At 65.9% G+C, this 24,448-nt stretch carries 24 protein-coding genes; 13 read left to right on the forward strand and 11 right to left on the reverse strand.

Features of this window, described 5'->3' with window-relative positions:
* Window positions 1–15: 15 nt before the first annotated feature.
* Genes CL52_RS18765 through CL52_RS18795 form a run of 7 tightly spaced genes read left to right on the forward strand, consistent with a single transcriptional unit; the run spans window position 16 to window position 6,336 of the window.
* On the forward strand, window positions 16–1,992 hold the full coding sequence (locus CL52_RS18765; protein ID WP_052264597.1) for a dynamin family protein: 1,977 nt from the start codon (window positions 16–18) through the stop codon (window positions 1,990–1,992).
* Window positions 1,993–2,049: 57 nt separating this feature from the next.
* Window positions 2,050–3,189: a homoserine O-succinyltransferase MetX gene (gene metX, locus CL52_RS18770; RefSeq protein WP_043222420.1), complete on the forward strand. Its 1,140-nt coding sequence runs from the start codon at window positions 2,050–2,052 to the stop codon at window positions 3,187–3,189.
* A gap of 9 nt (window positions 3,190–3,198) precedes the next feature.
* Window positions 3,199–3,798, forward strand: coding sequence for a methionine biosynthesis protein MetW (gene metW, locus CL52_RS18775; protein ID WP_041108410.1), 600 nt, complete (start codon window positions 3,199–3,201; stop codon window positions 3,796–3,798).
* 26 nt (window positions 3,799–3,824) lie between these two features.
* Window positions 3,825–4,247, forward strand: a complete 423-nt coding sequence (locus CL52_RS18780) for a DUF4426 domain-containing protein (RefSeq protein WP_041108412.1) — start codon at window positions 3,825–3,827, stop codon at window positions 4,245–4,247.
* Entirely contained in the window at window positions 4,244–4,837 is a 594-nt protein-coding gene (rdgB, locus tag CL52_RS18785) for an RdgB/HAM1 family non-canonical purine NTP pyrophosphatase (protein WP_041108414.1), read from the forward strand. The genes CL52_RS18780 and rdgB overlap by 4 nt, the downstream gene beginning before the upstream one ends.
* A complete protein-coding gene (gene hemW, locus CL52_RS18790; protein WP_043222423.1) occupies window positions 4,834–6,003 on the forward strand; it encodes a radical SAM family heme chaperone HemW in 1,170 nt (389 codons plus the stop codon). The genes rdgB and hemW overlap by 4 nt, the downstream gene beginning before the upstream one ends.
* Window positions 6,004–6,012: 9 nt before the next feature.
* Entirely contained in the window at window positions 6,013–6,336 is a 324-nt protein-coding gene (locus CL52_RS18795; RefSeq protein ID WP_043222424.1) for a DUF3392 domain-containing protein, read from the forward strand.
* A gap of 15 nt (window positions 6,337–6,351) precedes the next feature.
* Here CL52_RS18795 and CL52_RS18800 read toward each other — a convergent pair whose 3' ends face one another.
* The 6 genes from CL52_RS18800 to CL52_RS18825 all read right to left on the reverse strand — a co-directional run bounded on the left by CL52_RS18800 (window position 6,352) and on the right by CL52_RS18825 (window position 10,737).
* Window positions 6,352–6,723 carry a DUF5064 family protein gene (locus tag CL52_RS18800; RefSeq protein ID WP_074519906.1) on the reverse strand — a complete coding sequence of 124 codons (372 nt, stop codon included), beginning with the start codon at window positions 6,721–6,723 and terminating at the stop codon, window positions 6,352–6,354.
* A 216-nt stretch (window positions 6,724–6,939) separates the two neighbouring features.
* Window positions 6,940–8,277, reverse strand: a complete 1,338-nt coding sequence (locus tag CL52_RS18805) for a DUF1329 domain-containing protein (protein ID WP_043222427.1) — start codon at window positions 8,275–8,277, stop codon at window positions 6,940–6,942.
* A 130-nt stretch (window positions 8,278–8,407) separates the two neighbouring features.
* Complete coding sequence (trmB, locus tag CL52_RS18810) at window positions 8,408–9,130, reverse strand: tRNA (guanosine(46)-N7)-methyltransferase TrmB (protein WP_043222429.1); 723 nt, start codon at window positions 9,128–9,130, stop codon at window positions 8,408–8,410.
* Between the two features lie 84 nt (window positions 9,131–9,214).
* On the reverse strand, window positions 9,215–10,009 hold the full coding sequence (locus CL52_RS18815) for a thiazole synthase (RefSeq protein WP_043222432.1): 795 nt from the start codon (window positions 10,007–10,009) through the stop codon (window positions 9,215–9,217).
* Window positions 10,010–10,075: 66 nt separating this feature from the next.
* Window positions 10,076–10,276 carry a sulfur carrier protein ThiS gene (thiS, locus tag CL52_RS18820; protein ID WP_043223328.1) on the reverse strand — a complete coding sequence of 67 codons (201 nt, stop codon included), beginning with the start codon at window positions 10,274–10,276 and terminating at the stop codon, window positions 10,076–10,078.
* Window positions 10,277–10,365: 89 nt separating this feature from the next.
* Complete coding sequence (locus CL52_RS18825; protein ID WP_043222434.1) at window positions 10,366–10,737, reverse strand: DUF423 domain-containing protein; 372 nt, start codon at window positions 10,735–10,737, stop codon at window positions 10,366–10,368.
* Window positions 10,738–10,806: 69 nt separating this feature from the next.
* On the opposite strand from CL52_RS18825, the gene mtgA reads away from it, so the two are divergent.
* The 3 genes from mtgA to CL52_RS18840 all read left to right on the forward strand — a co-directional run bounded on the left by mtgA (window position 10,807) and on the right by CL52_RS18840 (window position 16,265).
* Entirely contained in the window at window positions 10,807–11,514 is a 708-nt protein-coding gene (gene mtgA / locus CL52_RS18830; protein WP_041108646.1) for a monofunctional biosynthetic peptidoglycan transglycosylase, read from the forward strand.
* A gap of 131 nt (window positions 11,515–11,645) precedes the next feature.
* Complete coding sequence (gene dibA / locus CL52_RS18835) at window positions 11,646–13,574, forward strand: phosphodiesterase DibA (RefSeq protein ID WP_043222437.1); 1,929 nt, start codon at window positions 11,646–11,648, stop codon at window positions 13,572–13,574.
* 132 nt (window positions 13,575–13,706) lie between these two features.
* Window positions 13,707–16,265, forward strand: coding sequence for a CHASE domain-containing protein (locus tag CL52_RS18840; protein ID WP_043222438.1), 2,559 nt, complete (start codon window positions 13,707–13,709; stop codon window positions 16,263–16,265).
* 84 nt (window positions 16,266–16,349) lie between these two features.
* Here CL52_RS18840 and rpoH read toward each other — a convergent pair whose 3' ends face one another.
* From rpoH to ftsY, 4 genes are all read right to left on the reverse strand, one after another.
* Entirely contained in the window at window positions 16,350–17,204 is an 855-nt protein-coding gene (gene rpoH / locus CL52_RS18845) for an RNA polymerase sigma factor RpoH (protein WP_043222440.1), read from the reverse strand.
* 115 nt (window positions 17,205–17,319) lie between these two features.
* Window positions 17,320–18,342 carry a permease-like cell division protein FtsX gene (ftsX, locus tag CL52_RS18850; protein WP_043222442.1) on the reverse strand — a complete coding sequence of 341 codons (1,023 nt, stop codon included), beginning with the start codon at window positions 18,340–18,342 and terminating at the stop codon, window positions 17,320–17,322.
* The gene (ftsE, locus tag CL52_RS18855; RefSeq protein WP_041108434.1) at window positions 18,339–19,010 is read right to left on the reverse strand and encodes a cell division ATP-binding protein FtsE; all 672 of its coding nucleotides are present in this window, start codon (window positions 19,008–19,010) and stop codon (window positions 18,339–18,341) included. The genes ftsX and ftsE overlap by 4 nt, the downstream gene beginning before the upstream one ends.
* Entirely contained in the window at window positions 19,007–20,269 is a 1,263-nt protein-coding gene (gene ftsY, locus CL52_RS18860) for a signal recognition particle-docking protein FtsY (protein ID WP_043222443.1), read from the reverse strand. The genes ftsE and ftsY overlap by 4 nt, the downstream gene beginning before the upstream one ends.
* Window positions 20,270–20,497: 228 nt before the next feature.
* Here ftsY and CL52_RS18865 point away from each other — a divergent pair, with 228 nt between their 5' ends.
* From CL52_RS18865 to rsmD, 3 genes are read left to right on the forward strand one after another with little or no spacing between them, the layout of a single operon-like run.
* Window positions 20,498–21,868, forward strand: coding sequence for a M16 family metallopeptidase (locus CL52_RS18865; RefSeq protein WP_043222446.1), 1,371 nt, complete (start codon window positions 20,498–20,500; stop codon window positions 21,866–21,868).
* Window positions 21,861–23,411, forward strand: a complete 1,551-nt coding sequence (locus tag CL52_RS18870; protein ID WP_043222448.1) for a M16 family metallopeptidase — start codon at window positions 21,861–21,863, stop codon at window positions 23,409–23,411. The genes CL52_RS18865 and CL52_RS18870 overlap by 8 nt, the downstream gene beginning before the upstream one ends.
* A complete protein-coding gene (rsmD, locus tag CL52_RS18875) occupies window positions 23,411–24,007 on the forward strand; it encodes a 16S rRNA (guanine(966)-N(2))-methyltransferase RsmD (protein WP_041108441.1) in 597 nt (198 codons plus the stop codon). The genes CL52_RS18870 and rsmD overlap by 1 nt, the downstream gene beginning before the upstream one ends.
* Here the strand turns inward: rsmD and CL52_RS18880 are convergent.
* Entirely contained in the window at window positions 24,004–24,405 is a 402-nt protein-coding gene (locus CL52_RS18880) for a hypothetical protein (protein WP_043222449.1), read from the reverse strand. The genes rsmD and CL52_RS18880 overlap by 4 nt on opposite strands.
* Window positions 24,406–24,448: the final 43 nt, after the last annotated feature.

The raw sequence follows: 24,448 nt of genomic DNA on the forward strand, positions 1-24,448 counted from the left end.
TCCAACACGGCAGGGATGCACATGGAACGACTCGACCGGCAGGTGGACGCCTACATTGGCTGGAAGCGTGATCTCATCCGCGAGATCACCCGCTATCGCAGCTGGCTGGCTCACAACCGCCTGACCAGCGAAGCGGTGGACGCTCGACTGGAGCGCGCCCTGCGCCTGCTGCGCACGGACCACATCACCCTCGCCTTCGTTGGCGAGTTCTCGCGCGGCAAGACCGAACTGATCAACAGTCTGTTCTTTGCCAATTTCGGCCGTCGCATCCTGCCTTCGCAGGCCGGGCGTACCACCATGTGCCCGACCGAGCTGTTCTTCGACCCGCGCTCGGAGCGTTCCTACATCCGCCTGCTGCCAATCGAGACGCGCCTGGAAGATGCCGGGCTCGCCCAGCTCAGGCGCATGCCTCGGCAGTGGCTGCAGTTGCCACTCGATCCGCATGACCCGACCAACATGACCGAAGCCTTCGGCCAGATCGCCACCACCAAGGCGGTGCCGGCCGAGGTCGCCATCGAACTCGGATTCGACGCCCAGGCGCTGGAGCCGGCTGATGTGCCGGGCAAGGTACTGGTGCCGGCCTGGCGGCATGCCTTGGTCAACTTCGACCACCCCTTGCTGCGCCAGGGCCTGCGCGTGATCGACACGCCCGGGCTCAATGCCCTCGGCAGCGAGCCGGAACTGACCCTGTCCATGCTGCCCAACGCCCAGGCGGTGCTGTTCATGCTGTCGGCCGACGCTGGCATCACCGCTAGCGACATGCAGATCTGGCAGCGACATATCGCGCCCCTTGGCGAGGACACCGAGGGCAATCTGTTTGCCATTCTGAACAAGATCGACGTGCTCTGGGACGACCTGGCCGGGGAAGGCTTCGTGCAGGAGAGCATCGACCAGATACGCGCGACCACCGCCCAGCAGCTGGGCATTTGCGTCGAAGACGTGCTGCCGCTGTCCGCCAAGCAGGCACTGCTGGCCAGGGCCCGGAACGATGAAGCGCTGCTCGAGCGCAGTCGCATCGACCAGCTCGAACGCCTGCTCAGCGAACGGGTCCTGGCACACAAGGAGCGACTGATCGAAGAAGGCGTGGTGCAGCAGGTTCTGAGCCTGATGCACAACAGCCAGCAAGTGCTCAACGGGCGCCTGGAGCGAATCACCGAGCAGCGCAACCTGCTTGACGAACGCCGGCAGGGCAGCGGACAGACGCTGCTGGAACTGACGGCCCGCACTCGCCATGAGCACAATCGCCATCACAAGCGCCTGCTCGACCTGAAAACCAACCAGCGTCTGCTGCAACGCCAGGGCGAGCAGTTGCGCGTGGCGATTCGTGCCGAGCGTCTGCAGGAGCACCTTGGTCGCCTGCGCCGGAGCCTCACCGGCAGCCTCACCACGCTGGGAATCAACCTGGCGATCCAGCACTTCTTCCGTTCGCTCGATCAGGATCTTGCTGCGCTTGAGCTCGAAGCCCAGCGCGCGAACAAGATGCTCGAGGCCATCTACCGCCGGCACAACGAAGAGAATCCGCTGCACGGCCTCGATGCCCCGAGCTTTCGCACCGAACCCTTTCTGCGCGAGCTACGCGGACTGCAGCACAAGGCCGATCAGTTCCGCCGACAGCTCAAGACCCTGCTCACCGAGCAGCACGCCCTGACCCGCCGTTTCTTCGCCACCCTGGTTCAGGAAGTCATCGGCCTGCATGCCCGGGTGCGCCAGCAGGCCGATCTGTGGGCCAGCGACGCGCTGACGCCGCTGCTGCAGTTCTCGCTGGAACACAAGCAACAGATCGAAGGCCACATGCTGCAACTCAAGCAGCTGGCCAGCGATGCCCGGCGCGGCGAGCTGCTGGCGCGCTATGTCGACGAGCTCCAGCAGCAGGCCGCGCAGGCCGGCGAGATGCTCCGCGCGCTTCGCCGCCCGTCGCCGATCCGCCGACAGCACAAGGTGGTCAACCTGGTCGGCCTCGGCCAAGCCGAGCGGGCCGGCGATACAGGATGAATTGACGCGCGCTTCCCTTTAGACTCTGCGACCTTCCGTCTGCAAGAGCCAGGGTCGATGCCCACTGCCATTCCAGCCGATTCCGTTGGCCTGGTGAGCCCGCAGGTCGCGCACTTCGCCGAACCGCTGACGCTCGCCTGCGGCCGCACGCTGGCCGATTACCAGCTGATCTACGAAACCTACGGCCAACTCAACGCCAGCCGCAGCAATGCGGTGCTGATCTGCCACGCGCTGTCCGGCCATCACCACGCGGCCGGCTACCACAGCATGGACGATCGCAAGCCGGGCTGGTGGGACAGCTGCATCGGCCCGGGCAAACCTATCGATACCGAACGCTTTTTCGTCGTCAGCCTGAACAACCTCGGCGGCTGCAACGGCTCGACCGGGCCCGGCAGCCTGAACCCTGCCACCGGCAAGGTCTACGGCGCGGACTTCCCGGTCGTCACAGTGGAAGACTGGGTCCACAGCCAGGCGCGCCTGGCCGATCAGCTCGGCATCGAGCAGTGGGCAGCAGTCGTTGGCGGCAGCCTCGGCGGCATGCAGGCGCTGCAATGGACGATCACCTATCCCGAGCGCGTCCGCCACTGCCTGGCGATCGCCACGGCGCCGAAGCTGTCGGCGCAGAACATCGCCTTCAACGAAGTCGCGCGTCAGGCGATTCTCTCGGACCCGGAATTTCATGGCGGCCACTTCCAGGAAATGGGCGTCATTCCCAAACGCGGCCTGATGCTGGCGCGCATGGTCGGGCATATCACCTATCTGTCCGACGATGCCATGGGCACCAAGTTCGGCCGCGAGCTGAAGAGCGAGAAGCTCAACTACGACTTCAACAGCGTCGAGTTCCAGGTCGAAAGCTACCTGCGCTACCAGGGCGAGGAGTTTTCCTCTCGTTTCGACGCCAATACCTATCTGCTGATGACCAAGGCGCTGGATTACTTCGACCCCGCCGCCGCGCATGATGACGACCTGGCACGGACTTTCGAGGGTGCCAAGGCAGGCTTCTGCGTGATGTCTTTCACCACCGACTGGCGCTTCTCGCCGCAGCGCTCGCGCGAGATCGTCGACGCCCTGCTCGCCGCGCGCAAGGACGTCTGCTACCTGGAGATCGACGCGCCGCAAGGGCACGACGCCTTTCTCATTCCCAACCCGCGTTATCTGCAGGCCTTCCGCGGATACATGCACCGCATCGCCGTATAAGGAGCGAACATGCGCGCCGATCTGGACATCATCCAGGAGTGGATTCCGGCCGGCAGCCGAGTGCTCGACCTCGGCTGCGGCAATGGCGAGCTGCTGGCCTGGCTGCGCGACCACAAGGGCGTCAGCGGCTACGGGCTGGAGATCGACCCGGACAATATCGCTGCCTGTATCGAAAAGGGCGTCAACGTCATCGAGCAGGACCTGGACAAGGGGCTGGGCAACTTCGCCAGCGACAGTTTCGACATGGTCGTCATGACCCAGGCCCTGCAGGCCGTGCACTACCCGGACAAGCTGCTCAAGGAAATGCTGCGCGTCGGTCGCGAGTGCATCATCACCTTTCCCAACTTCGGTCACTGGCGTTGCCGCTGGTATCTGGCGAGCAAGGGCCGCATGCCGGTCTCGGAGTTCCTCCCCTACACTTGGTACAACACGCCGAACATCCATTTCTGCACCTTCGAGGACTTCGAGCGCCTCTGCCGTGAACGGGGTGCGCGAGTGCTCGATCGGCTGGCGGTCGACCGCGATCACCGCCATGGCTGGGCCAGTCGACTGTGGCCCAACCTGCTCGGCGAAATCGGCATCTACCGCGTCATCGGACCTGGCCGCTGAGCGGCCGTTTGGACAGGAGAACCACCATGAAACGTGCCCTGATCGTTCTGTTGGCCAGCCTGCTGGCCCTTCCGGCACTGGCCGAGCGCAAGCATAGCGTCGGCGAGTACGACATCCATTACAGCGCCTTCAACTCGGGCTTCCTGCAGCCCGAGGTGGCCGCTGCGGCGGGGCTGGTGCGCAGCAAGAAACAAGGCGTGGTCAACGTATCGGTGCTCAAGCAGGGCAAGCCGGTGCCGGCGCTGGTCAGCGGCAAGGTGAAGAACCTGCTCGGCCAGGACTACCCCTTGCAGTTCAAACAACTCAAGGAAGGCGACGCCGCCATCTACTACCTGGCGCAATTTCCCTTCGATTCGCAGGAGACCCTGCGTTTCAGCCTGAGCGTGCAACCCATGGGCGGCGAGCCGGTCAACTTCGACTTCAACCAGGAATTCTTCCCAGACGAATGATGCCTTTCAACGAACTGGTGCTGGCCAGCCACAACGCCGGCAAGCTCAAGGAACTGCAGGCCATGCTCGGCGATGCGGTGCGCGTGCGCTCGGTCGGTGAGTTCAGCGACGTGGAGCCCGAAGAGACCGGCCTGTCGTTCATCGAGAACGCGATTCTCAAAGCACGCAACGCGGCACGCGTGTCCGGCCTGCCGGCGCTGGCCGACGACTCGGGCCTGGCCGTGGACGCCCTCGGCGGGGCTCCGGGGATCTATTCGGCACGCTACGCCGATGGCCTGGGCGACGCCGCGAACAACGCCAAGCTGCTGGATGCCCTCAGTCAGGTCCCGGATGCCGAGCGCGGCGCGCAGTTCGTCTGCGCGCTGGCGCTGGTTCGGCATGCCGAGGATCCGCTGCCGATCCTTTGCGAAGGCCTGTGGCACGGACGCATCCTGCACGCCCCGCGCGGCGAGCACGGTTTCGGTTACGACCCTCTGTTCTGGGTACCGGAAGCCGACTGCTCCAGCGCCGAACTGCCACCCGAGCAGAAGAATCGGCTGAGCCACCGGGCCCGGGCCATGGCGCAGCTGAAAGCGCGACTGGGGATATGATCCCCGCCGCCAGCCAGACACTCCCGGGGTTCGCGCTGCCACCGCTGGCCGCTTACGTGCATATCCCCTGGTGCGTGCGCAAATGCCCGTACTGCGATTTCAACTCGCATACCGCCGATGCGCAGCTGCCCGAGGACGCCTACGTCGCGGCGCTTGAGGCCGACTTGCGCGAAGACCTGGCCTACGTGCAGGGCCGTCGCCTGACCTCGATCTTCTTTGGCGGCGGCACGCCCAGCCTGTTTTCCGCATCGGCGCTGGGGCGCGTACTCGAGATGCTCGAGCGGGCCGTGGGCTTCGCCGACGATATCGAGATCACCCTTGAAGCCAATCCCGGTACGTTCGAGCAGGCCAAATTCCGCGATTACCGCAGCGCCGGCATCAATCGCCTGTCGATTGGCGTACAGAGCTTTCAGGCCGACAAGCTCAAGGCGCTGGGCCGCATCCATGATGGCGCCGAAGCGGTCCGTGCCGCCGATATGGCGCGTACGGCGGGCTTTGAAAACTTCAACCTCGACCTCATGCATGGGCTGCCGGGGCAGAATCTGGCCGATGCACTGCAGGATCTGCAGACCGCCATCGCCCAGCAGCCGACGCACTTGTCGTGGTATCAGCTCACCCTCGAGCCGAACACGGTGTTCTGGAGCCGGCCGCCGCAGCTGCCCGAGGACGACCTGCTCTGGGACATCCAGGAAGCCGGCCAACAGACACTGAGCGAAGCCGGCTACCGACAGTACGAAACCTCTGCCTATGCGCAGCCCGGGCGTCAGGCGCGACACAACCTGAACTACTGGACCTTTGGCGACTTTCTCGGGATCGGCGCCGGAGCCCACGCCAAACTGACCCTGGCCGACGGGCGCATCCTGCGGCGTTGGAAGACGCGCTTGCCCAAAGACTATCTGGCGGCCGACAAGGCCTTTCGAGCCGGCGAAAAGTGCCTGCCGGACGAGGAGCTGCCATTCGAGTTCCTGATGAACGTGCTACGGCTCACCGACGGCGTGCCCGCGATGCTGTTCACTGAGCGCACCGGCCTGCCGCTCGAGCGGCTCGCCGAGGGCCGTCGCCAGGCCGAAGTCCGCGGACTGCTCGAGCGGGATGCCCAGCGCCTGCTGGCGACACCGCATGGCCAGCTGTTTCTCAACGACCTGCTGCAACTGTTCCTGCCCTAAGGAAGCCGAATGGACCTCGTACTCGACTTGATCGCCACACTGTCGCGCTGGAGCCGCAGCCATCTGTCGGACATCTCGCTGGCGATCATGGCCACGCTCTTCGTGCTCTTCGGCCCGGCGCTCAATGCCTGGGTACAGAAGAACATCGGCGGCCTGAATTTCATCCTGCGCACCCTGCTTTTCGTGATCTTCTGCGCCATTGTCTACGGGCTGGGCATCATCTATCTGAGCCCGTGGCTGGCCAAGGGCCTGGCGCAGTTCAACAACTATACGCTGGCGCCCGTGCTGCTTCTGGTGCTGTTCATCATCGGCGTGATCGCCGACCGCAACTAGCCCAACGGCATCCGGCTAATCGCCCGCCCCGCTACGCAGGAAGCGCTCCAGGTCGATCGGCTCGCCCGGCTGACAATGCAGCTGCCGACGCAGGTCCTCGAACATCGGATCGTAGTCGGCGTGCAGGCCGAACAACGGCGCCCGAGCCACGCGCAGACCGCGCTGGCGCAGGCGCTGGCCGATCCGCTGCAGGAAGTTGAAGGCCACGTCCCGGTGCATGCGAAAACGCTCGTCGACCGCCACCTGGCCGACTGAGCCATGCAGATGGAAACAGGCCCATTCGGGCACTGCCGCCTCACCCTCGACGTGGTAGTCGAGCGTTAGCTGATAACCGGGAACGGTCTCGGAGGGTAACTGGCTGACTTCCACCTGGCCGGGCTTGAACATGATCGCTGTCCTCCTGCTGGCTCGCTCGCGGGCGATGCGAACGCTGTGGTGCATCGTCCCGCGGCCCGGCAGCGAAGGTGTTGACGGGCATCAAGCCGCGGTGTGTAGCGCCTGACGGCGCGTCCGGGCTCGGCTGGAGACCGCCCCGGGATGCCTCGATGCCCGTTCGGCCACGCCGCACGCCAGCGCCCGACCCACGCGGCAGCCTGCTGAGGATCAGAGCCCGCGGCGCAGTGCCTGCGGCGAGAAGTCGCGCGGCGTCAGTCGCACGTCGAAGTCGTACATGGGTTCGTTGTTGTCCAGGCCATCGACGAAATAGTTGCCATCCTTGAGGTGATACAGCGTCTCCAGCGTGCTGTTGAACATCGGCACCTCGTAATAGCTGATCGGATGGCTTTCCTGCAGGCCGATCAGTTCGCCCTTCTCGTTGTACAGGTCGGCCGCGAGGATCGCCCAGCTGTCCTCGTCGATGTAGAACCGGCGCTTGTCGTAGGAATGGCTGAACCCGGTGCGCAGGGTCGCCTCGACCACCCAGACGCGGTGCCGCTCGTAACGCAGCAGCTCGGGATTGAGCGTGCCCGGACGCACGATATCGTCATAGGCGATGCCCTTCTGGTGCACCGCATAACTGTTGTAGGGCACCAGCATTTCGCGTTTGCCGAGCAGGGTCCATTCGTAGCGATCGGGGGCGCCATTGAAGGAATCCACCACATCGGCGGTTGCCAGGCCGCTGGTGTCCGGCTGCGGCGAGTCGTAGGCCAGCGAAGGCAGGCGGCGAACACGGCGGTCGCCCGGGCTGTAGCGCCAGGCCTTGCGGATGGTCAGCACCTGATCGACCGGATCCTGGACCACCAGTGCGGTGCCGGACAGCTTCGAAGGTGCGGTGACGCGATACTTGTAATACAGCAGCGTGTTGTTCAGCTCGCCCTGCGTCATGCCATCACGGTTGTAGACGTAATAGACGTGGCGATCGCGCTTGATGTAGGACGCCTTGCCGCCGATCACCACCGCCTGGTTGTTGATCATGTGGGTCTGGTCGCCCTTGTAATGCAGGATGTGGTTCCAGATCACCTCCATGCCGTCCTGCGGCAGGGGGAAGGGGATGCCGGATGCCGCGCCCTTGATGCCGTTACCGTTGGCGATCAGCTCGGCGCTCTGCGCATTGAAGCGGGTCGCATCATAGATGCGCTGCGGCGCCGCAGCGCTTCGCCGAGTGGGAAATACGCGCAGGTAGAAGTCCGGATGACGCTCGAGCAGATCGCGCAGCCCGGCCGGAATCAGCTCGGCATATTCGTTCAGGTTGCTCTGATCGACGCGATAGAGCGGTGTATCGCTGGCGAACGGATCGGGGTGATGCATGCCCGGCTGGTAGCCGGCCGGTGCTGTCACGCCACCGCTCCATGGCGGAATGGTACCGCTGGCATTACCGGCTCGCTCGGCGCCAAGCGGGGTAAGATCCGTGCCCAGACGGGCGGCCTGTGTGGCGTCAACCTTGGCATACGCCGACGAAGCGGCACAGGCGGCCAGCAGCAGCACTCCCAACTTTGCGTTCATCGTCTTCTCCCTGTGGATCGGACGACCGAGCGCTACCCTGCGGGCACCAGCTGCCGTCCGTGGCCTAAGTGTTGGATTGGCGACGAGGACATGGCCCCGCCTGCACCGCTTCTCCGGCGGCGGTGGTCGATCATTCGCAGCGCTGGAACTTCAGGTCCCAGACGCCATGCCCCAGGCGCTCACCGCGCCGCTCGAACTTGGTGATCGGGCGCTCCGGCGGGCGTGGCACGTAACGGCCGTCCTCGGCCAGGTTGCGGTAGCCGGGCGCAGCCATCATCACCTCGAGCATGTGCTCGGCATAGGGCTCCCAGTCGGTAGCCATGTGCAGCACGCCACCGATCTTCAGCTTTTGCCGCACCAGCTCGGCAAATGCCGGCTGCACGATGCGCCGCTTGTGGTGACGGCTCTTGTGCCAGGGGTCGGGGAAGAACAGCAGCACCCGATCCAGGCTGGCGTCGGCGACGCATTCACGCAGCACTTCCAGCGCATCGCAACTGTAGATCCGCACGTTTTGCAGATTTTGTGACAGAAGTCCGCTGAGCAGCGCACCGACACCCGGCTTGTGCACCTCGACGCCGATGAAGTCCTGATCGGGCGCTGCCGCCGCCATTTCCAGGGTCGAGTGCCCCATGCCGAAACCGATCTCGAAGGTCCGCGGGGCCTGACGCCCGAATACCTGGTCGAAGTCGAGCCGACCGTCGCTCAGCTCCAGGCCGAACCTGGGCCAACCCAGCTCCAGCCCGCGCTGCTGGCCGAGGGTGGTGCGCCCGGCTCGCATCACAAAGCTCTTGATGGTGCGCATGCGCGGCGCAGCGTCAGCCGGTTGCTGCGCCTGTTGGGTTTCATCGGTCATGAACGGCATCCTGAAATGAACGAAGCCGACTCCACAGTCGGCTTCAGGGTCAAGCATCGGCAGTGCGCACGCACCGCCGAGGGGTCAGCGGATCAGCCCTTCCAGCGGCGACGAGGCGCTGGCATAGAGCTTCTTCGGCATGCGTCCGGCGAGATAGGCCAGACGCCCCGCCTCGATCGCATGCTTCATCGCACGCGCCATCAACACCGGGTTCTGCGCATGGGCGATGGCGCTGTTCATCAGCACCGCCTCACAGCCGAGTTCCATGGCGATGGTGGCGTCCGAAGCGGTGCCGACACCGGCATCGACAAGGACCGGTACGGTCGCCTCTTCGAGGATGATGCGCAGGTTGTACGGATTGCAGATGCCCAGCCCGGTGCCGATCAGGCCGGCCAGCGGCATCACCGCGATACAGCCCATCTCGGCGAGCTGGCGCGCGATGATCGGGTCGTCGCTGGTATAGACCATGACGTCGAAGCCGTCCTTGATCAGCACCTCGGCGGCCTTGAGGGTCTCGATGACGTTGGGGAACAGGGTCTTCTGGTCGGCCAGCACTTCCAGCTTGACCAGCTTGTGCCCATCAAGCAGCTCGCGCGCCAGGCGGCAGGTCCGCACCGCCTCTTCGGCGGTATAGCAACCGGCAGTGTTCGGCAGGATGGTGTAGCGCTCCGGCGAAATGACGTCGAGCAGGTTCGGCTCGCCCGGGTTCTGGCCGATATTGGTGCGGCGCACCGCCACCGTGACGATTTCGGCGCCGGACGCCTCGATCGCGGTGCGGGTCTCTTCCAGGTCCTTGTACTTGCCGGTACCGACCAGCAGACGCGATTCATAGGTCCGGCCGGCCAGGATAAAGGGCTTGTCGTGCGCAACTGCGCTCATCGGGAATTCCTCGTTCGGACGTTGCGGGAAGCGACTGGGTCGCCGGGACTGCGGGCTGCGCGGCGCTCAACCGCCGCCGATGGCATGGACCACTTCGACGCGGTCACCTGCCTTCAGGCGCGTTGTGCCGTGCTCGCTACGCGGAACGATGTCCAGATTCAGTTCCACTGCAAGCCGGCGACCGCTCAGCTCCAGCCGCTCGAGCAGATCAGCGACGCTCTGGTCGTCGGGCAGCTCGTAGGGTTCGCCATTCAAGTGAATCTGCATGGGGATCGCCGCCATCGATTGGGGGTCGGGCATTCTAGCCCGAACCTCATCCACGACCAAGGCAAAGGCGCCGGGCTGTTGCTGGCCGGCTAGCGGAGCCGCCAGCCGGCCAGCAGCAGGCAGAACCAGCCCACCATGAAGGCGACGCCCCCGATGGGCGTGACGATGCCGAGCTTGCCTACCCCGGTCAGGGTCAGCAGATAGAGGCTACCGGAGAACAGCAACACGCCGAGGGCGAACGACCAGCCGGCTGCAACCGGCAAACGCCCCGGCAGGTGGCGCGTCAGCAGCGCGACACCGAGCAGCGCCAGCGCATGGACCAGCTGGTAGAGCACGGCGGTCTGAAATATCGCCAGGTATTCGGCAGTCAGCCGGGCGCGCAGACCATGCGCGGCAAACGCGCCAAGGGCGACGCCGGTCAGTCCATAGAAGGCAGAGATCAGCAGGAACGGACGAATCATGACAGGCAACGTGAGCGGGCCGAGGAGGCCGCTATAATGCCCGCTCCTCCCGCCGCCGACCAAGCGCCCATGCTTCGCTCCCTCCTGCACCGCCTACTCAAGCTGCTGTTCTGGTCCGCCGCGCTGTCGGCCCTGCTGGTGCTCGCGCTGCGCTGGGTGGCCCCGCCGTTCACGGCACTGATGATCGAGCGCAAGGTGCAGTCATGGGTCTCCGGCCCGAGCATCGACCTGGAGCGCCAGTGGCGCCCCTGGAAAGAACTGCCGGACGACCTGAAGATGGCGGTGATCGCCGCCGAGGATCAGAAGTTCGCCGAGCACTGGGGCTTTGACTTCGCCGCGATCCATGCGGCCCTGCAGCACAACCAGGCCGGCGGCTCGCTACGCGGAGCCAGCACGCTGAGCCAGCAGGTGGCCAAGAACCTGTTTCTCTGGTCGGGCCGCAGTTGGTTGCGAAAGGGCCTGGAGGCCTGGTTCACGGCGCTGATCGAGCTGCTGTGGCCGAAGCAGCGCATTCTCGAGGTCTATCTCAACAGTGTTGAATGGGGCGACGGCATCTTTGGCGCCGAAGCAGCCGCGCGCCAACATTTCGGCCGCGGGGCGCCCTATCTGTCGGCACGCCAGGCCAGCCTGCTCGCCGCCGTGCTGCCCAACCCGCGCAGCTGGAACGCCAGCCGGCCGACCCGCTACATCGAGCGCCGGGCCAGTTGGATCCGCCAGCAGGTTCGCCAGCTAGGCGGTAGCGACTACCTGCGACGCCTTGACCCAGCCGATGGATGACCGGCGGCAAGAAAGGCGTGACGCAGTTCATTGAAAATCCATCTATCATTGTGCCGTTTGCACGGCCGCTCGGGCCGCTGCGTGTCCCGCCGGGCGGGGCCTTCATGAAGTACCGGTGACCGGTTTTGAAGATGAACAAGCATCTGCTGCGGCTCAGCCTCGGCTATTTCGCACTCTCCATGCTCTGGCTGCTGTTCAGCGACCCGCTGCTGCATTGGCTGCTGCAGGACGACGATAGCGCCTACCTCTGGCAGCTCGGCAAGGGCACGCTGTTCATCCTGCTGACCAGCTGCATGCTCTATGTGCTCGAACGCCGTCACCTGGGGCGCCTGGCCGCAGAGCAGAAGGCGCTGCGCCTGAAGGAATGCAGCCTGCGCCAGGCGGCCGCGGTGTTCGACAGCACCCTCGAGGGCGTGCTGGTCACCGACCATCGCCAGCACATCATCCATGTGAACCCCGCATTCAGCCGCATCACCGGCTATTCCATCGAGGAGGTACTGGGCAAGACACCCCGGCTGTTCGCTTCGGGCAAGCACGACCCCGATTTCTACCGCGAGATGTGGCGGATCCTGCAGAAGGACGGCGCCTGGAGCGGCGAGATCTGGAACCGGCGCAAGAGCGGCGAGGTGTACCCGCAGTGGCAGAACCTGCGCTGCATCTATGACGAAGCCGGCCAGATCAGCCACTTCGTTGCGGTGTTCTCCGACCTGTCCGCACTCAAGCGCTCGCAGGACGAGCTCGACCAGCTGGCGCACTACGATCCGCTGGTCCGGCTGCCCAACCGCCTGCTGTTCAGCGAGCGGGCAACGCAGAGTTTGGAGCGCGCCCGGGCGAGTCGGCGCAGCGGCGCGCTGCTGCTGATCGACCTGGACCATTTCAAGGACATCAACGAAAGCCTCGGCCACAACCTCGGCGATGCCCTGCTGCAGGCCGTGGCGCGCCGCCTGGAGGAATTCGTCCAGCCCGGCATGACGCTGGCGCGACTGGGCGGCGATGAATTCGCCATCCTTCATGAAGACTGCAGTGCCGACCAGGCCGCCGCCCTCGCCTTGCATGTGCTCGATGCGCTCAACCTGCCGTTCGAGCTGCAGCAGCGCAACCTGTTCACCAGCGCCAGCATCGGCATCGTGCAATACCCCAACGACGTCCGCGACGTCGAGCAGCTGATGCGCAACGGCGACTCGGCGCTGTTCAAGGCCAAGGGCAGCGGACGCTCGACCTACGCGTTCTACAGTCAGGAGCTGACCAGCCTGGCGCAACAGCGCGTCGAGCTGGCCACCGCCCTGCGCCAGGCCCTCGAGCAGCACCAGCTACGCGTGCACTACCAGCCGATCTATCATCTGGCCACCGGCCGCATTCAGGGGTTCGAGGCGCTGGTGCGCTGGGAACACCCGCAGCACGGCCATGTGTCGCCCGCACTGTTCATTCCGATGGCCGAGGAAAACGGTCTGATCGGAGCCATCGACCGCTGGGTGCTGGAGCAGGCCTGCCGACAGATGCGCCAGTGGCGTGCCCAGGGTCGCCCCGTCGAGTTCGTTGCGGTGAACATTTCCAGCCGCCTGTTCGGCCTTGGCGAGCTCGACCTGCAGGTCGCCACGACGCTGGCTGAAACCGGCCTGGAAGCCCGCTATCTCGAACTCGAAATCACCGAGAGCGCCGTGATGCAGGATCCGGACGCCGCCATCGAGCTCCTGCACCGCTTGCGACAACTCGGGGTGCGGCTGGCCATCGACGACTTCGGCACCGGCTACTCCTCGCTGCTGCGGCTCAAGCGCATGAACGTGCACAAGCTGAAGATTGACCAGGGCTTCGTCTCCGGCCTGCCGGATGACCGCGAGGATGCCGCGATCACCCGTTCAGTGATCGGCCTGGCGCACAACCTGGGGCTGAAGGTGGTCGCCGAGGGCATCGAGCAGGCCGGACAGGCGCGCTTCCTCCTCGAGCAGCACTGCGATTACGGCCAGGGCTTCGGCCTGGCGCGCCCCTGCGCCGCCGAGGCGATCGACTGGCAACGCGAACTCATGCCCTATGGCCAGCATGAACGCCAGCATTGCTCGTAACGCCGGTATCAATGGCCCGGGACCGCGGGTAAGCTAGGTGGCACCGCCACGCTGACGTGTCCCCGACCCCGTGGAGCGGGCCATGATCGAGCCGTAATCCCTCGCGCCCAGCGGCGCCCAGCAGTGAAGGCCATGAGCGACCCTGCCATCGATCCAAGCCCGATACCGGGCCTCAAGCAGTTGTTCGACTGGCGCAACGGCGTTGCCTGGCTGGTGCTGGTTTTCACGCTGTTGGTCCAGCTGGTGCTGTTTCAGCATTTCCAGAACCGCGAAGTGCGCGCAGCACGCCAGCAGTTCCATATGCTCAGCGAAAAGGTCACCGAGTCCATTCGCAAGCGCCTGCTCGATCACGAACAAATCCTGCTCGGCGGCGCCGGGCTGTTCGATGCGAGCGGCACGGTCAGCCGCGAGCAGTGGCGTCTCTATGTGCAGCGCCTGCAGCTGGCCGATCATTATCCCGGTATCCAGGGGGTCGGCTTCAGCCGTGCGATCCTCCCCGAGGAGCTGGAGGCGCACGAGCGTCGGGTGCAGCAAGAAGGGCTTGCCGAGTACGCCGTTCACCCGCCCGGACAACGACCGCTATACACCTCGATCGTCTACCTGGAACCGCTCACCGCACGCAATCGCGCCGCGCTGGGCTTCGACATGTATTCCGACCCGGCACGCCGCCAGGCCATGCAGCGCGCGGCCGAGCAAGGCCTGACGAGCATCACCGACAAGGTCACGCTGGTCCAGGAAACCCACGGCAAGACTCAGGCCGGTGTGTTGCTCTACGTGCCGGTCTATCAGCAGGGCATGCCGCTGGGCAGCCCAGAGCAGCGTATGCAGGCGCTCAAGGGCTTCGTCTACAGCCCTTATCGCGTCGGCAATCTGGTCAACGGCATCCTGCGCAACATGGACCTGCCGCTGCAGCTGAACATCTATGCGGGCCAGGGCGAGCAGCCCGAGAAGCGTATCTTCGCCTCCGACGAAGGCCGCGCTCCGGTGCTCGGGCAATACAGCGAGCTGCAGCAGCTGCGGGCCTATGGCCAGGTGTGGACGCTGCGCATGACCAGCCTGCCGGAATTCGACGCACGCTTTCACGGCAACTGGGGCACGCTGGTGCTGCTCAGCATCGGCATGAGCCTGTTGCTGTTCTTTCTCACCGCCTCGCTGGCGCTGCGTCACCGCCGTGCCAAGGCGCTGGCCGAGCGCATGACGCAAACGATCCGGCGCAGCAAACACGACCTGCGGCTGAGCGAAGAGCGCCTTTCACTCGCCCTGAAGGGCAGCAATGACGGCCTCTGGGACCTCAATCTGGAGGCCGGCACGCTGTACGCCTCCGCACGCGCCTGGGAGATGCTCGGTTACCGTGCCGAGGAATTCCCCTGCGACCTGCGGCTGTGGGAGCGCTTCGTGGTTGCCGAAGACCTGCCCCACGAGCGTGCACGGCTGGCCAGGACGATGCTGTCGCAGATCGATCATTTCACCGACGAACTGCGCCTGCAGCACAAGAGCGGGCGTATCGTTCCGGTGCTGCTGCGTGGCTATATCCAGCGCGATGCCGATGGCCAGGCCCAGCGCATCACCGGCACCGTGATGGACCTGACCGAACGCAAACGCATCGAGCAACTGAAGAATGAGTTCGTCTCGACGGTCAGCCACGAGCTGCGTACGCCACTGACCTCCATTACCGGCGCGCTCGGCCTGATCAACGGCGGCGCACTCGGCAAGGCGCCTCCGGCCATGCAGCAGATGCTGGAGATCGCCTACCGTAACAGCGTGCGCCTCGGCCACCTGATCAACGATCTGCTGGACATGGAGAAGATCGCCGCCGGCAAGATGACCTTCGACCTGCGCGAACATCGCCTGCCGCAACTGCTCGAAGAGGCGCTGACCAGCACTCAGGGCTTCGCCGAACAGCACGGGGTGCGCTGTACGCTCGAGCCGGTGCCGGACGTGCGCGTCTGGGTCGACGGCCTGCGCCTGCAGCAGGTGCTGAGCAACCTGCTGTCCAATGCCATCAAATTCACCCATCAGGGCGGCGAGGTCCGCGTGCATACCCGGCACGGCGACGGCCGTATCCGCGTCTGCGTAACCGACCAGGGCCCTGGCATCCCGGACAGCTTTCGCAGCCAGGTCTTCACCAAGTTCGCCCAGGCGGACTCTTCCGACAGCCGTACCAAGGCCGGCACCGGGCTCGGCCTGGCGATTACCAAAGAGCTCGTCGAGCGCATGGGCGGCAGCGTAGGTTTCGACAGCGAGGAGGGCCGCGGCTCGACCTTCTGGTTCGAGCTGCCGATTCAGCCGGCAATGGCCAGCGAATCGCCGGAGCAAGGTGATCGCCCGCGCCTGCTGGTTGTCGAGGATGAGCCCGACACCGGCCGCCTGCTGCACCTGATGCTCAGCGAGGGGGGCTATGCGGTCGACCGCGTACAGAGCCTGGAACAGGCCCGCGAGTGCCTGGCCAAGGTTCCCTATCAGGCGATGACGCTCGATCTGCACCTGCCCGATGGCAGCGGCCGGCAGTTTCTCGAGGAGATCCGCGCCAACCCGGCGCTAACGGCCCTGCCGGTCGTGGTGATCTCGGCAGCGGCACAGGTCGAGGTGTCCGCTCCGGCCGCGCACCTGTTCTGGCTGCACAAGCCGATCAGCAGCGCGCAGCTGCTCGATACCCTGCAGGCCGCGATCGCCAGCGCCACGCCGGATTGAGCAACACGGCGCACGCCGAACCACGGAAACGAAAACGCGGAGCCTGCACAGGGCAGGCTCCGCGTTCTGGTCGTTGCCGCAATCTCAGGCCTGGATGCAGCCCTTGAGCTTGTTCATCGCGTTCTTTTCAAGCTGACGAATACGCTCGGCGGAGACGTTGTACTTGGCGGCCAGATCATGCAGCGTCGCCTTCTCCTCGCTCAGCCAGCGCTGCTGGAGGATGTCGCGGCTACGCTCGTCCAGGCCTTCCAGCGCTTCGTGCAGGCTGGCCGAAGAGCTGTCGCTCCAGTCGGCGTCCTCGAGCTGGCGCGCCGGGTCGTAGCGCTGGTCTTCGAGGTAGTGGGACGGCGACTGGTAGGCGCTGTCATCGTCCGCATCGTCCAGCGGGTCGAAGGCCATGTCGTGACCGCTGAGACGGCCTTCCATCTCGCGCACCTCGCGCGGTTCGACTCCCAGGCTGTCAGCGACGCGGTTGACCTCGTCATTGCTGAGCCAGGCCAGGCGCTTTTTCTGGCTGCGCAGGTTGAAGAACAGCTTGCGCTGCGCCTTGGTCGTGGCGACCTTGACGATGCGCCAGTTACGCAGGATGAATTCGTGGATCTCGGCCTTGATCCAGTGCACCGCGAAGGACACCAGACGCACGCCCATCTCGGGATTGAAGCGCTTGACCGCTTTCATCAGTCCGACGTTGCCTTCCTGGATCAGGTCGGCCTGGGCCAGCCCGTAGCCCGAGTAGCTGCGAGCGATGTGGACGACGATGCGCAGGTGCGCAAGGACCATCTGCCGAGCGGCCTCGAGGTCCTGATGATAGAAGAGGCGCTCAGCCAGCTCGCGCTCCTGCTCGACGGTAAGCAGCGGCAGGCTGTTTACGGTCTGCACGTAGGCCTCGAGATTGGCTCCCGGGACCAGGGCGTGAACAGGTTGCAGAGAAGTTGTCATGCAGTTCCTCCAGATGTGAAGCTGCTGCAGTGTAGCACTGGGCCCTATGACTGCAAGGGCTGTGGATAAGTTCCCACAACCCCCGGAAAAAGACCTTTCAAAACAGAAAATTAGCCTACCGCGGCGCCAGCTCGCTGAGGTGCCGCGCGACCGCCAGCCAGGCGCCGATGTAGCCCAGCAGCACGGCACCGACCACCAGCGACAGCGCGTCGCCGGCGGGCACGCCGGCCAGGCCGAAATCGCTGCCGTAGAGCCCGGCGAGCCGCACCACCGCCTCGTTCAGCCAGCCTAGGCCGTAAGCCAGCAGGCCCCAGGCGATCAGCCCGGCGCCCAGGCCGTAGATCGCCCCCATGTAGAGAAACGGTCGACGCACGTAACCATCGGTCCCACCGACGAGCTTGACCACCTCGATCTCGGTGCGACGGTTCTCGATATGCAGGCGGATGGTATTGCCGATCACCAGCAGCAGCGTGGCCACCAACAACAGGGTCAGACCAAAGACGAAACGGTCGCCGAGCTTGAGGATCGCCGTCAGCCGCTCGACCCAGAGCAGATCGAGCTGCGCCTGTTCGACGCCAGGCAGCTCGGCCAGGCTCTGGCGCAGGGCCTCGAGCTTTTCCTTGTCGATTTCCTTCGGCGTCACCAGCACCGAGCCGGGCAGCGGATTATCCGGCAGCTCCCTGAGCGCTTCGCCGATACCCGACAGCTGCTGAAATTCCTCGAGCGCGGCGTCACGACTGATCCACTGCGCCTCAGCCACGTCCGGCATCGCGGCGATCTCGTCGCGCAGGCGCTCGCCCGCGGCGGCGTCGACATCCAGCTTGAGGAACACCGAAATCTGCGCGGCACGCTGCCAGGAGCCGCCTAGCCGCTCGACGTTGTCGAGCAGCAACGCCAGGCCCATCGGCAGGCTCAGCGCGACGGCCATGACCAGGCAGGTGAAAAAACTGCCGATCGGCTGCTTGAGCAGGCGCCCCAGGCTATCGACGAGACTGGCGCGGTGGCTCTCCAGCCAGGCATGGAACAGCGTCTTGAAGTCCGGCTCATCGTGTTTCGCTTCGACTTTCTTGACCGAGCCACCGACACGCTCGGCCGTGCTCGGGCTGGCTTTGGTGTCGTTCTTGCGGGATGCGCTCATCGGCCGGCCTCCCCGTCGCCGATCAGGCGACCACGTTGCAGGGTCAGCATGCGGTGACGCATGCGCGCGATCAGAGCCAGGTCGTGGCTGGCGATCAGCACGGTGGTACCGAGACGGTTGATGTCCTCGAACACACCCATGATTTCCGCCGCCAGACGCGGATCGAGGTTACCGGTCGGTTCGTCGGCCAGCAGCAGCGCCGGCCGGTGCACCACCGCGCGGGCGATGCCGACGCGCTGTTGCTGGCCGGTGGAGAGATCCGCGGGAAACTGCAGCGCCTTGTCCTTGAGGCTGACGCGCTCGAGCGCGGTCATCACCCGCTGGCCGATCTCGCGCTTGTTCAGCCCGAGAATCTGCAGCGGCAGGGCGACGTTGTCGAACACCGTGCGGTCGAACAGCAACTGATGATTCTGGAACACCACGCCGATCTGCCGACGCAGAAAGGGGATCTGCGCGGTGGTAATGCGCGACAGATCCTGCCCGGCCAGCAGCAGCTTGCCGCTGGTCGGGCGCTCCATGGCCAGCAACAGACGCAGCAAGGTGCTCTTGCCCGCGCCGGAATGCCCGGTCACGAAGAGGAACTCGCCCCGCTGCACATGGAACGACAGCTCATGCAGCCCGACGTGGCCGTTGGGATAGCGCTTGCCGACCTGTTCGAAGCGGATCATCGCTCGTCCTGACCGAACAGAGCCTTGACGAAGGCATCGGCCTCGAAGGTGCGCAGGTCGTCGATCCCTTCACCGACGCCGATGTAGCGGATCGGCGTGCCGAACTGCTTGGCCAGCGCGAAGATCACGCCGCCCTTGGCCGTGCCGTCGAGCTTGGTCAGGGCGATGCCACTGAGCGCGACCGCCTGGTTGAACTGGCGGGTCTGGTTGATCGCGTTTTGCCCGGTGCCGGCATCGAGCACCAGCAGCACTTCATGGGGCGCGGTCTCGTCCAGCTTGCCGATCACCCGGCGCACCTTCTTCAGCTCCTCCATGAGGTTGTCCTTGGTATGCAGACGACCGGCGGTATCGGCGATCAGCACGTCGATGCCGCGCGCCTTGGCCGCCTGCACCGCATCGAAGATGACCGAGGCGGAATCGGCGCCGGTATGCTGGGCAATCACCGGAATACGGTTGCGCTCGCCCCAGACCTGCAGCTGCTCGACTGCCGCGGCGCGGAAGGTATCGCCGGCGGCGAGCATGACCTTCTTGCCTTCGTTCTGCAGCTTCTTGGCAAGCTTGCCGATGGTGGTGGTCTTGCCGACGCCGTTCACCCCGACCACGAGGATCACGTAGGGCTGCTTGGCGCCATCGACGACCAGCGGCTGCTCGACCGGGCGCAGCAGCCCGGCCAGCTCTTCCTGCAGCGCGCGATACAGCGCGCCGCTGTCGGCCAGCTCCTTGCGCGAGACCCGGCGGGTCAGGTTCTGCATGATCGCGCCAGTCGCCTCGACGCCGACGTCGGCGGTCAGCAGGCGTGTTTCCAGCTCTTCGAGCAGGTCGTCATCGATCGCCTTCTTGCCAAGGAACAGACTGGCCATGCCCTCGCCGATGCTGGCGCTGGTCTTGGACAGGCCCTGGCGCAAACGGGCAAAGAAGCCCAGCCGGGTCGGCGCAGCGGGCTCCGGCGCAGCAGCGGTCGGCTGCGTGGGCTCGGCACTCGGTACAGGCTCGGGCTCGGGGAGCTGCACCGAGGGCGGCTCGACCGGCTCAGGGGCGGGCTCATGCACCGGCGCTTCGTGCGCCGCGGCCAGTTGCTCGCGCTCCGTTTGCTCGGCTTCGCGGTCGGGCTCATCGGCCAGTGGCTGGCTCTCTTCCGGCGGTTCGGTCGCCGGCGGCTCGGCGGCAGGCGTCTGCGGCTTCTTGCGCAACCAGCCGAACAGCCCTTTCTTTTCGCCGGCCTCGGCCGGCGTCTTCTTGTCGTCGTTTGAACCAAACATGCAGACGGTATTCTCAAGGGGGCGTTACGCCGGCAGCCACGCCGCCGGCCGGACGGGGGCTTATCCTAGCACCTACCCGAGCGCCTGCGCCAAAGGCGCCCGAGCCGCGACAGGCCGCCGCGGCAGGCCGCTTCGACCAGCGGCTTTGCCTGGTCGGCGCAGCTCAGTACCATGGCCGCGTGCTGGCGTCGGCACACGGTCTACGCCATCGAATCCGGAATCTTCTGCATGTTCCCGACATTCCGCCGCGCTGCGGCCCTGCTGCTCATCGCGCTGCATGTCCCGCTGGCTTCGGCCGCGGACAGCCAGCCCACTCACGAATTCTTCCTCGACAATGGTCTGAAGGTCATCGTGCGCGAAGACCACCGCGCGCCGGTCGTCGTCTCCCAGCTCTGGTACAAGGTCGGCTCGAGCTACGAGAGCGCCGGGCTGACCGGCCTGTCCCACGTGGTCGAGCACATGATGTTCAAGGGCAGCGCCAAGCTGGGCCCGGGCGAGGCCTCGCGCATCCTGCGCGAGCTGGGTGCCGAGGAAAACGCCTTTACCAGCAACGACTACACCGCCTACTACCAGGTGCTGGCCCGCGACCGCCTGCCGGTCGCCTTCGAGCTGGAGGCCGACCGCCTGGCCAGCCTGCGCCTGCCACCGGAGGAGTTCGAGCGCGAGATCGAAGTGATCAAGGAAGAACGGCGCCTGCGCACCGATGACAAACCCAGCGCGCTGGCCTTCGAGCGCTTCAAGACGATCGCCTACCCGTCCAGTGGCTACCGCAACCCGACGATCGGCTGGATGAGCGACCTGCAGCGCATGACCGTCGACGACCTGCGCACCTGGTACGAGAAATGGTACGCACCGAACAACGCCACCCTCGTGGTGGTTGGCGATGTGACCGCTGAGGAGGTCAGGACCCTGGCCGAGCGCCATTTCGGCCCGGTGGCCCGCCGCGAGATTCCCACCGCCAAGGCTCCGCTGGAGCTTGACGAGCCCGGCGAGCGGCGCCTGACGCTGCATCTGCGCACGCAGCTGCCGAGCCTGCTGATGGCCTTCAACGTGCCCAGCCTGTCCACCGCGGAAAACCCGCGGCAGGTGCATGCACTGCGCCTGATCGCCGCCCTGCTCGACGGCGGCTACAGTGCGCGCCTGGCCGAAACCCTCGAGCGCGGCGAGGAGCTGGTGACCAGCGCCTCGGCCTGGTACGACGCCTATACCCGCGGCGACAGCCTGTTCGTGCTCAGCGCCACGCCCAACCTGCAGAAGGGCCACGATCTCGAGGCGGCCGAAGCCGGACTCTGGCGCCAGCTCGAGCGCCTGCAGCAGACGCCGCCGAGCCCCGATGAGCTCGAACGGGTGCGCGCGCAGGTCATCGCCGGCCTGGTCTACGAGCGCGATTCGATCACCCAGCAGGCCACCACCATCGGCCAGCTGGAAACCGTTGGCCTGTCCTGGCGGCTGATGGACGACGAGCTCGCCGCACTCGAGGCGGTGACGCCGCAGGACATCCAGCAGGCGGCGCGCCACTATTTCACCCGCTCGCGAATGAGCGTTGCCCACGTATTGCCGGAACAAGGCCCCGAGCAGAAGGAAAGCCAAGATGAATAAGCCAAGCCTGTGGCCGCGCGGCGCCATCGCCCTGCTGCTGGCAGCCTGTCTCGGCCTGTCCGCCTGTGACCAGGCGACCGGCACGAACGCACCGCTGGCGGTCGCTCAGCCCGCCGAATCGGCCAGCGCGCCCACCGCGCCGGTCAAAGAGGCGGAAGACGCCAGCAAGGCCGTCGACGCGGCCGAGCCTCGCCTGGAAACGCTCGAGCAACTGAGCGACAAGCCCCTGGCGCGGCGGCATCTGGACATCCAGACCTGGCGGACCGCCGAAGGCGCCAAGGTGCTCTTCGTGCGCGCGCCCGAGCTACCGATGTTCGACATGCGCCTGACCTTCGCCGCCGGCAGCGCGCAGGACGAAGGCACGCCTGGCCTGGCGCTGCTGACCAACGCGATGCTCAACGAAGGGATCGAAGGCAAGGACGTCAGCGCCATTGCCCGCGGTTTCGAGGATCTGGGCGCCGACTTCAGCAACGGTGCCTACCGTGACATGGGCGTCGTCGGCCTGCGCAGCCTGAGCGCGCCGGACAAGCGCGACGCCGCGCTGGCACTGTTCAGCCAGGTGGTCGGCAAGCCGACCTTCCCGGAGGAGTCGCTGCAACGGATCAAGAACCAGCTGCTGGCCGGCTTCGAACTGCAGAAGCAGAACCCCGGCAAGCTGGCCAGCCTGGAGCTGTTCGCCCAGCTCTACGGCGACCATCCCTACGGCCACCCCAGCGAAGGCACTGCCGAATCGATCCCGGCGATCAGCGCCGAGCAGCTGCGCGCCTTTCACCAGCGCGCCTACGCCGCCGGCAACCTGGTGATCGCGCTGGTCGGCGATCTCAGCCGGGAGCAGGCCGAGGCGGCAGCGGCCCAGGTCTCCGCCGCGCTTCCGCAAGGCCCGGCGCTGCCGGCGACCGCGGCGCCGAGCGAGCCGCAGCCGGGTAAACGGCATATCGAGTTCCCGTCCAACCAGACCCACCTGATGCTCGCCCAGCTCGGCATCGCGCGTGGCAACCCCGACTACGCCGCGCTGTACCTGGGCAACCAGATTCTCGGCGGCGGCGGCTTCGGCACCCGGCTGATGGAAGAAGTGCGCGAGAAGCGCGGGCTGACCTATGGCATCTATTCGGGATTCAGCCCGATGCGTGCCGCAGGGCCTTTCATGATCAGCATGCAGACGCGCGCCGAACTCACCGACGGCTCGCTGCAGCTGGTTCAGCAACTGGTGCGCGACTATCTGGCCAAGGGGCCGAGCGAGGCGGAACTCGAGCGCGCCAAGCGCGAGGTCGCCGGAAGCTTCCCGCTGTCCACCGCGAGCAACGCCGATATCGTCGGTCAACTGGGCAGCATCGGCTTCTACGACCTGCCGCTGACCTACCTTGAAGACTTCATGGAGCAGGTCCAGGCCCTGACGGTCGAACAGGTCAGCCAGGCAATGCGCAAGTACCTGAGCGCCGATGACTTCGTCATCGTCACCGCCGGCCCGAGCGTGGCGCAGCAGCCGCTGCCGCCGCCCACCGACCACCCTGCTGAACGACCCAGCGCAGTTCCGGAGCACTGATGGCCAACCCACCCGTACGCCCCTCCGCCCATGGCGGCAAGGGCCAGCTTCGCATCATCGGCGGCGAATGGCGCTCGCGGCGCTTCGCGTTTCCGGACGCCGACGGGCTGCGGCCGACGCCCGACCGGGTGCGCGAGACGCTGTTCAACTGGCTGATGCCCTACCTGTCAGGAGCGCGCGTGCTGGATCCTTTCACCGGCAGCGGCGCGCTCTATCTCGAGGCACTGTCACGCGGTGCCGGGATGGCCCTGGCGCTGGACACCAATGCCAATGCCATCGCCAGCCTGCGCAAGCACCTGGACACGCTCAACTGTGGCAATGGCCAGCTGCTGCAGAGCGATGCCCTGCGCTATCTGGAAACCCAGGCCGCGACCCCGTTCGACCTGGTCTTTCTCGACCCGCCGTTCAACAAGAACCTGCTGCTGCCGGCCTGCGAGCTACTCGAAGGCAAGGGCTGGCTGGCCGAGCGCGCCTGGATCTACACCGAAAGCGAGGCGGCGCCGTCGGCACTCGGCCTGCCTGCCAACTGGCGGCTGCACCGCGAGAAAAAGGCCGGCAAGGTGTATTACGCGCTGTGGGAGCGCAACGCCGCCTAGTAGAAATCCACCGTCTGCCCGGCACGGTCGAAAGCGGCGAAGCGACCCACGCTGCCGCTCTCGATGGACGCGACCATCGCCTCGAGGGGTGCCTGCGCATCCTCGCTGCCCGGCGTCAGCCCCCCCACGCCGGGTAGCGCGGCGGCGAACACCAGGTCCCAGGCCTGCCCGGTGCGTTGCGACTCGGCCAGCAGCACGGCGAAGCTCTCCAGCTCCTCCGGCAGCTTGTCCACGCAGAGCACCGGGCGCAGCGAGCCGCCGCCGCCCTGGGCGAACCGTTCGCGCTCGGCGGCGCTGGCATCATCGGGCAATTCCGCCACGGCGAAGACGAACAGCAACCGCTGCGGCTCGGTCTGCTGGCGGGCGGCGTGCAACAGGTGATCGAAGGAGCAAGGCATCGTGAGTGTTCCCGAGCGTTTCTGGCCAGCCGACACTCTCGGA

The sequence above is a fragment of the Stutzerimonas balearica DSM 6083 genome, assembly GCF_000818015.1.
GTDB classification, from domain to species: Bacteria; Pseudomonadota; Gammaproteobacteria; order Pseudomonadales; family Pseudomonadaceae; genus Stutzerimonas; species Stutzerimonas balearica.

Excerpts from the sequence above, each read along its gene's own strand:
- mtgA (WP_041108646.1), top strand. The coding sequence starts at position 10,807 with ATGCTTCGCTCCCTCCTGCACCGCCTACTCAAGCTGCTGTTCTGGTCC.
- rdgB (WP_041108414.1), top strand. The coding sequence starts at position 4,244 with ATGATGCCTTTCAACGAACTGGTGCTGGCCAGCCACAACGCCGGCAAG.
- CL52_RS18840 (WP_043222438.1), top strand. The coding sequence starts at position 13,707 with ATGAGCGACCCTGCCATCGATCCAAGCCCGATACCGGGCCTCAAGCAG.
- CL52_RS18825 (WP_043222434.1), bottom strand. The coding sequence starts at position 10,737 with ATGATTCGTCCGTTCCTGCTGATCTCTGCCTTCTATGGACTGACCGGC.
- ftsE (WP_041108434.1), bottom strand. The coding sequence starts at position 19,010 with ATGATCCGCTTCGAACAGGTCGGCAAGCGCTATCCCAACGGCCACGTC.
- metX (WP_043222420.1), top strand. The coding sequence starts at position 2,050 with ATGCCCACTGCCATTCCAGCCGATTCCGTTGGCCTGGTGAGCCCGCAG.
- CL52_RS18800 (WP_074519906.1), bottom strand. The coding sequence starts at position 6,723 with ATGTTCAAGCCCGGCCAGGTGGAAGTCAGCCAGTTACCCTCCGAGACC.
- CL52_RS18795 (WP_043222424.1), top strand. The coding sequence starts at position 6,013 with ATGGACCTCGTACTCGACTTGATCGCCACACTGTCGCGCTGGAGCCGC.
- CL52_RS18765 (WP_052264597.1), top strand. The coding sequence starts at position 16 with ATGCACATGGAACGACTCGACCGGCAGGTGGACGCCTACATTGGCTGG.
- hemW (WP_043222423.1), top strand. The coding sequence starts at position 4,834 with ATGATCCCCGCCGCCAGCCAGACACTCCCGGGGTTCGCGCTGCCACCG.
- trmB (WP_043222429.1), bottom strand. The coding sequence starts at position 9,130 with ATGACCGATGAAACCCAACAGGCGCAGCAACCGGCTGACGCTGCGCCG.
- CL52_RS18805 (WP_043222427.1), bottom strand. The coding sequence starts at position 8,277 with ATGAACGCAAAGTTGGGAGTGCTGCTGCTGGCCGCCTGTGCCGCTTCG.
- ftsX (WP_043222442.1), bottom strand. The coding sequence starts at position 18,342 with ATGAGCGCATCCCGCAAGAACGACACCAAAGCCAGCCCGAGCACGGCC.
- CL52_RS18865 (WP_043222446.1), top strand. The coding sequence starts at position 20,498 with ATGTTCCCGACATTCCGCCGCGCTGCGGCCCTGCTGCTCATCGCGCTG.
- dibA (WP_043222437.1), top strand. The coding sequence starts at position 11,646 with ATGAACAAGCATCTGCTGCGGCTCAGCCTCGGCTATTTCGCACTCTCC.
- CL52_RS18780 (WP_041108412.1), top strand. The coding sequence starts at position 3,825 with ATGAAACGTGCCCTGATCGTTCTGTTGGCCAGCCTGCTGGCCCTTCCG.
- rpoH (WP_043222440.1), bottom strand. The coding sequence starts at position 17,204 with ATGACAACTTCTCTGCAACCTGTTCACGCCCTGGTCCCGGGAGCCAAT.
- thiS (WP_043223328.1), bottom strand. The coding sequence starts at position 10,276 with ATGCAGATTCACTTGAATGGCGAACCCTACGAGCTGCCCGACGACCAG.
- rsmD (WP_041108441.1), top strand. The coding sequence starts at position 23,411 with ATGGCCAACCCACCCGTACGCCCCTCCGCCCATGGCGGCAAGGGCCAG.
- CL52_RS18880 (WP_043222449.1), bottom strand. The coding sequence starts at position 24,405 with ATGCCTTGCTCCTTCGATCACCTGTTGCACGCCGCCCGCCAGCAGACC.
- CL52_RS18870 (WP_043222448.1), top strand. The coding sequence starts at position 21,861 with ATGAATAAGCCAAGCCTGTGGCCGCGCGGCGCCATCGCCCTGCTGCTG.
- ftsY (WP_043222443.1), bottom strand. The coding sequence starts at position 20,269 with ATGTTTGGTTCAAACGACGACAAGAAGACGCCGGCCGAGGCCGGCGAA.
- metW (WP_041108410.1), top strand. The coding sequence starts at position 3,199 with ATGCGCGCCGATCTGGACATCATCCAGGAGTGGATTCCGGCCGGCAGC.
- CL52_RS18815 (WP_043222432.1), bottom strand. The coding sequence starts at position 10,009 with ATGAGCGCAGTTGCGCACGACAAGCCCTTTATCCTGGCCGGCCGGACC.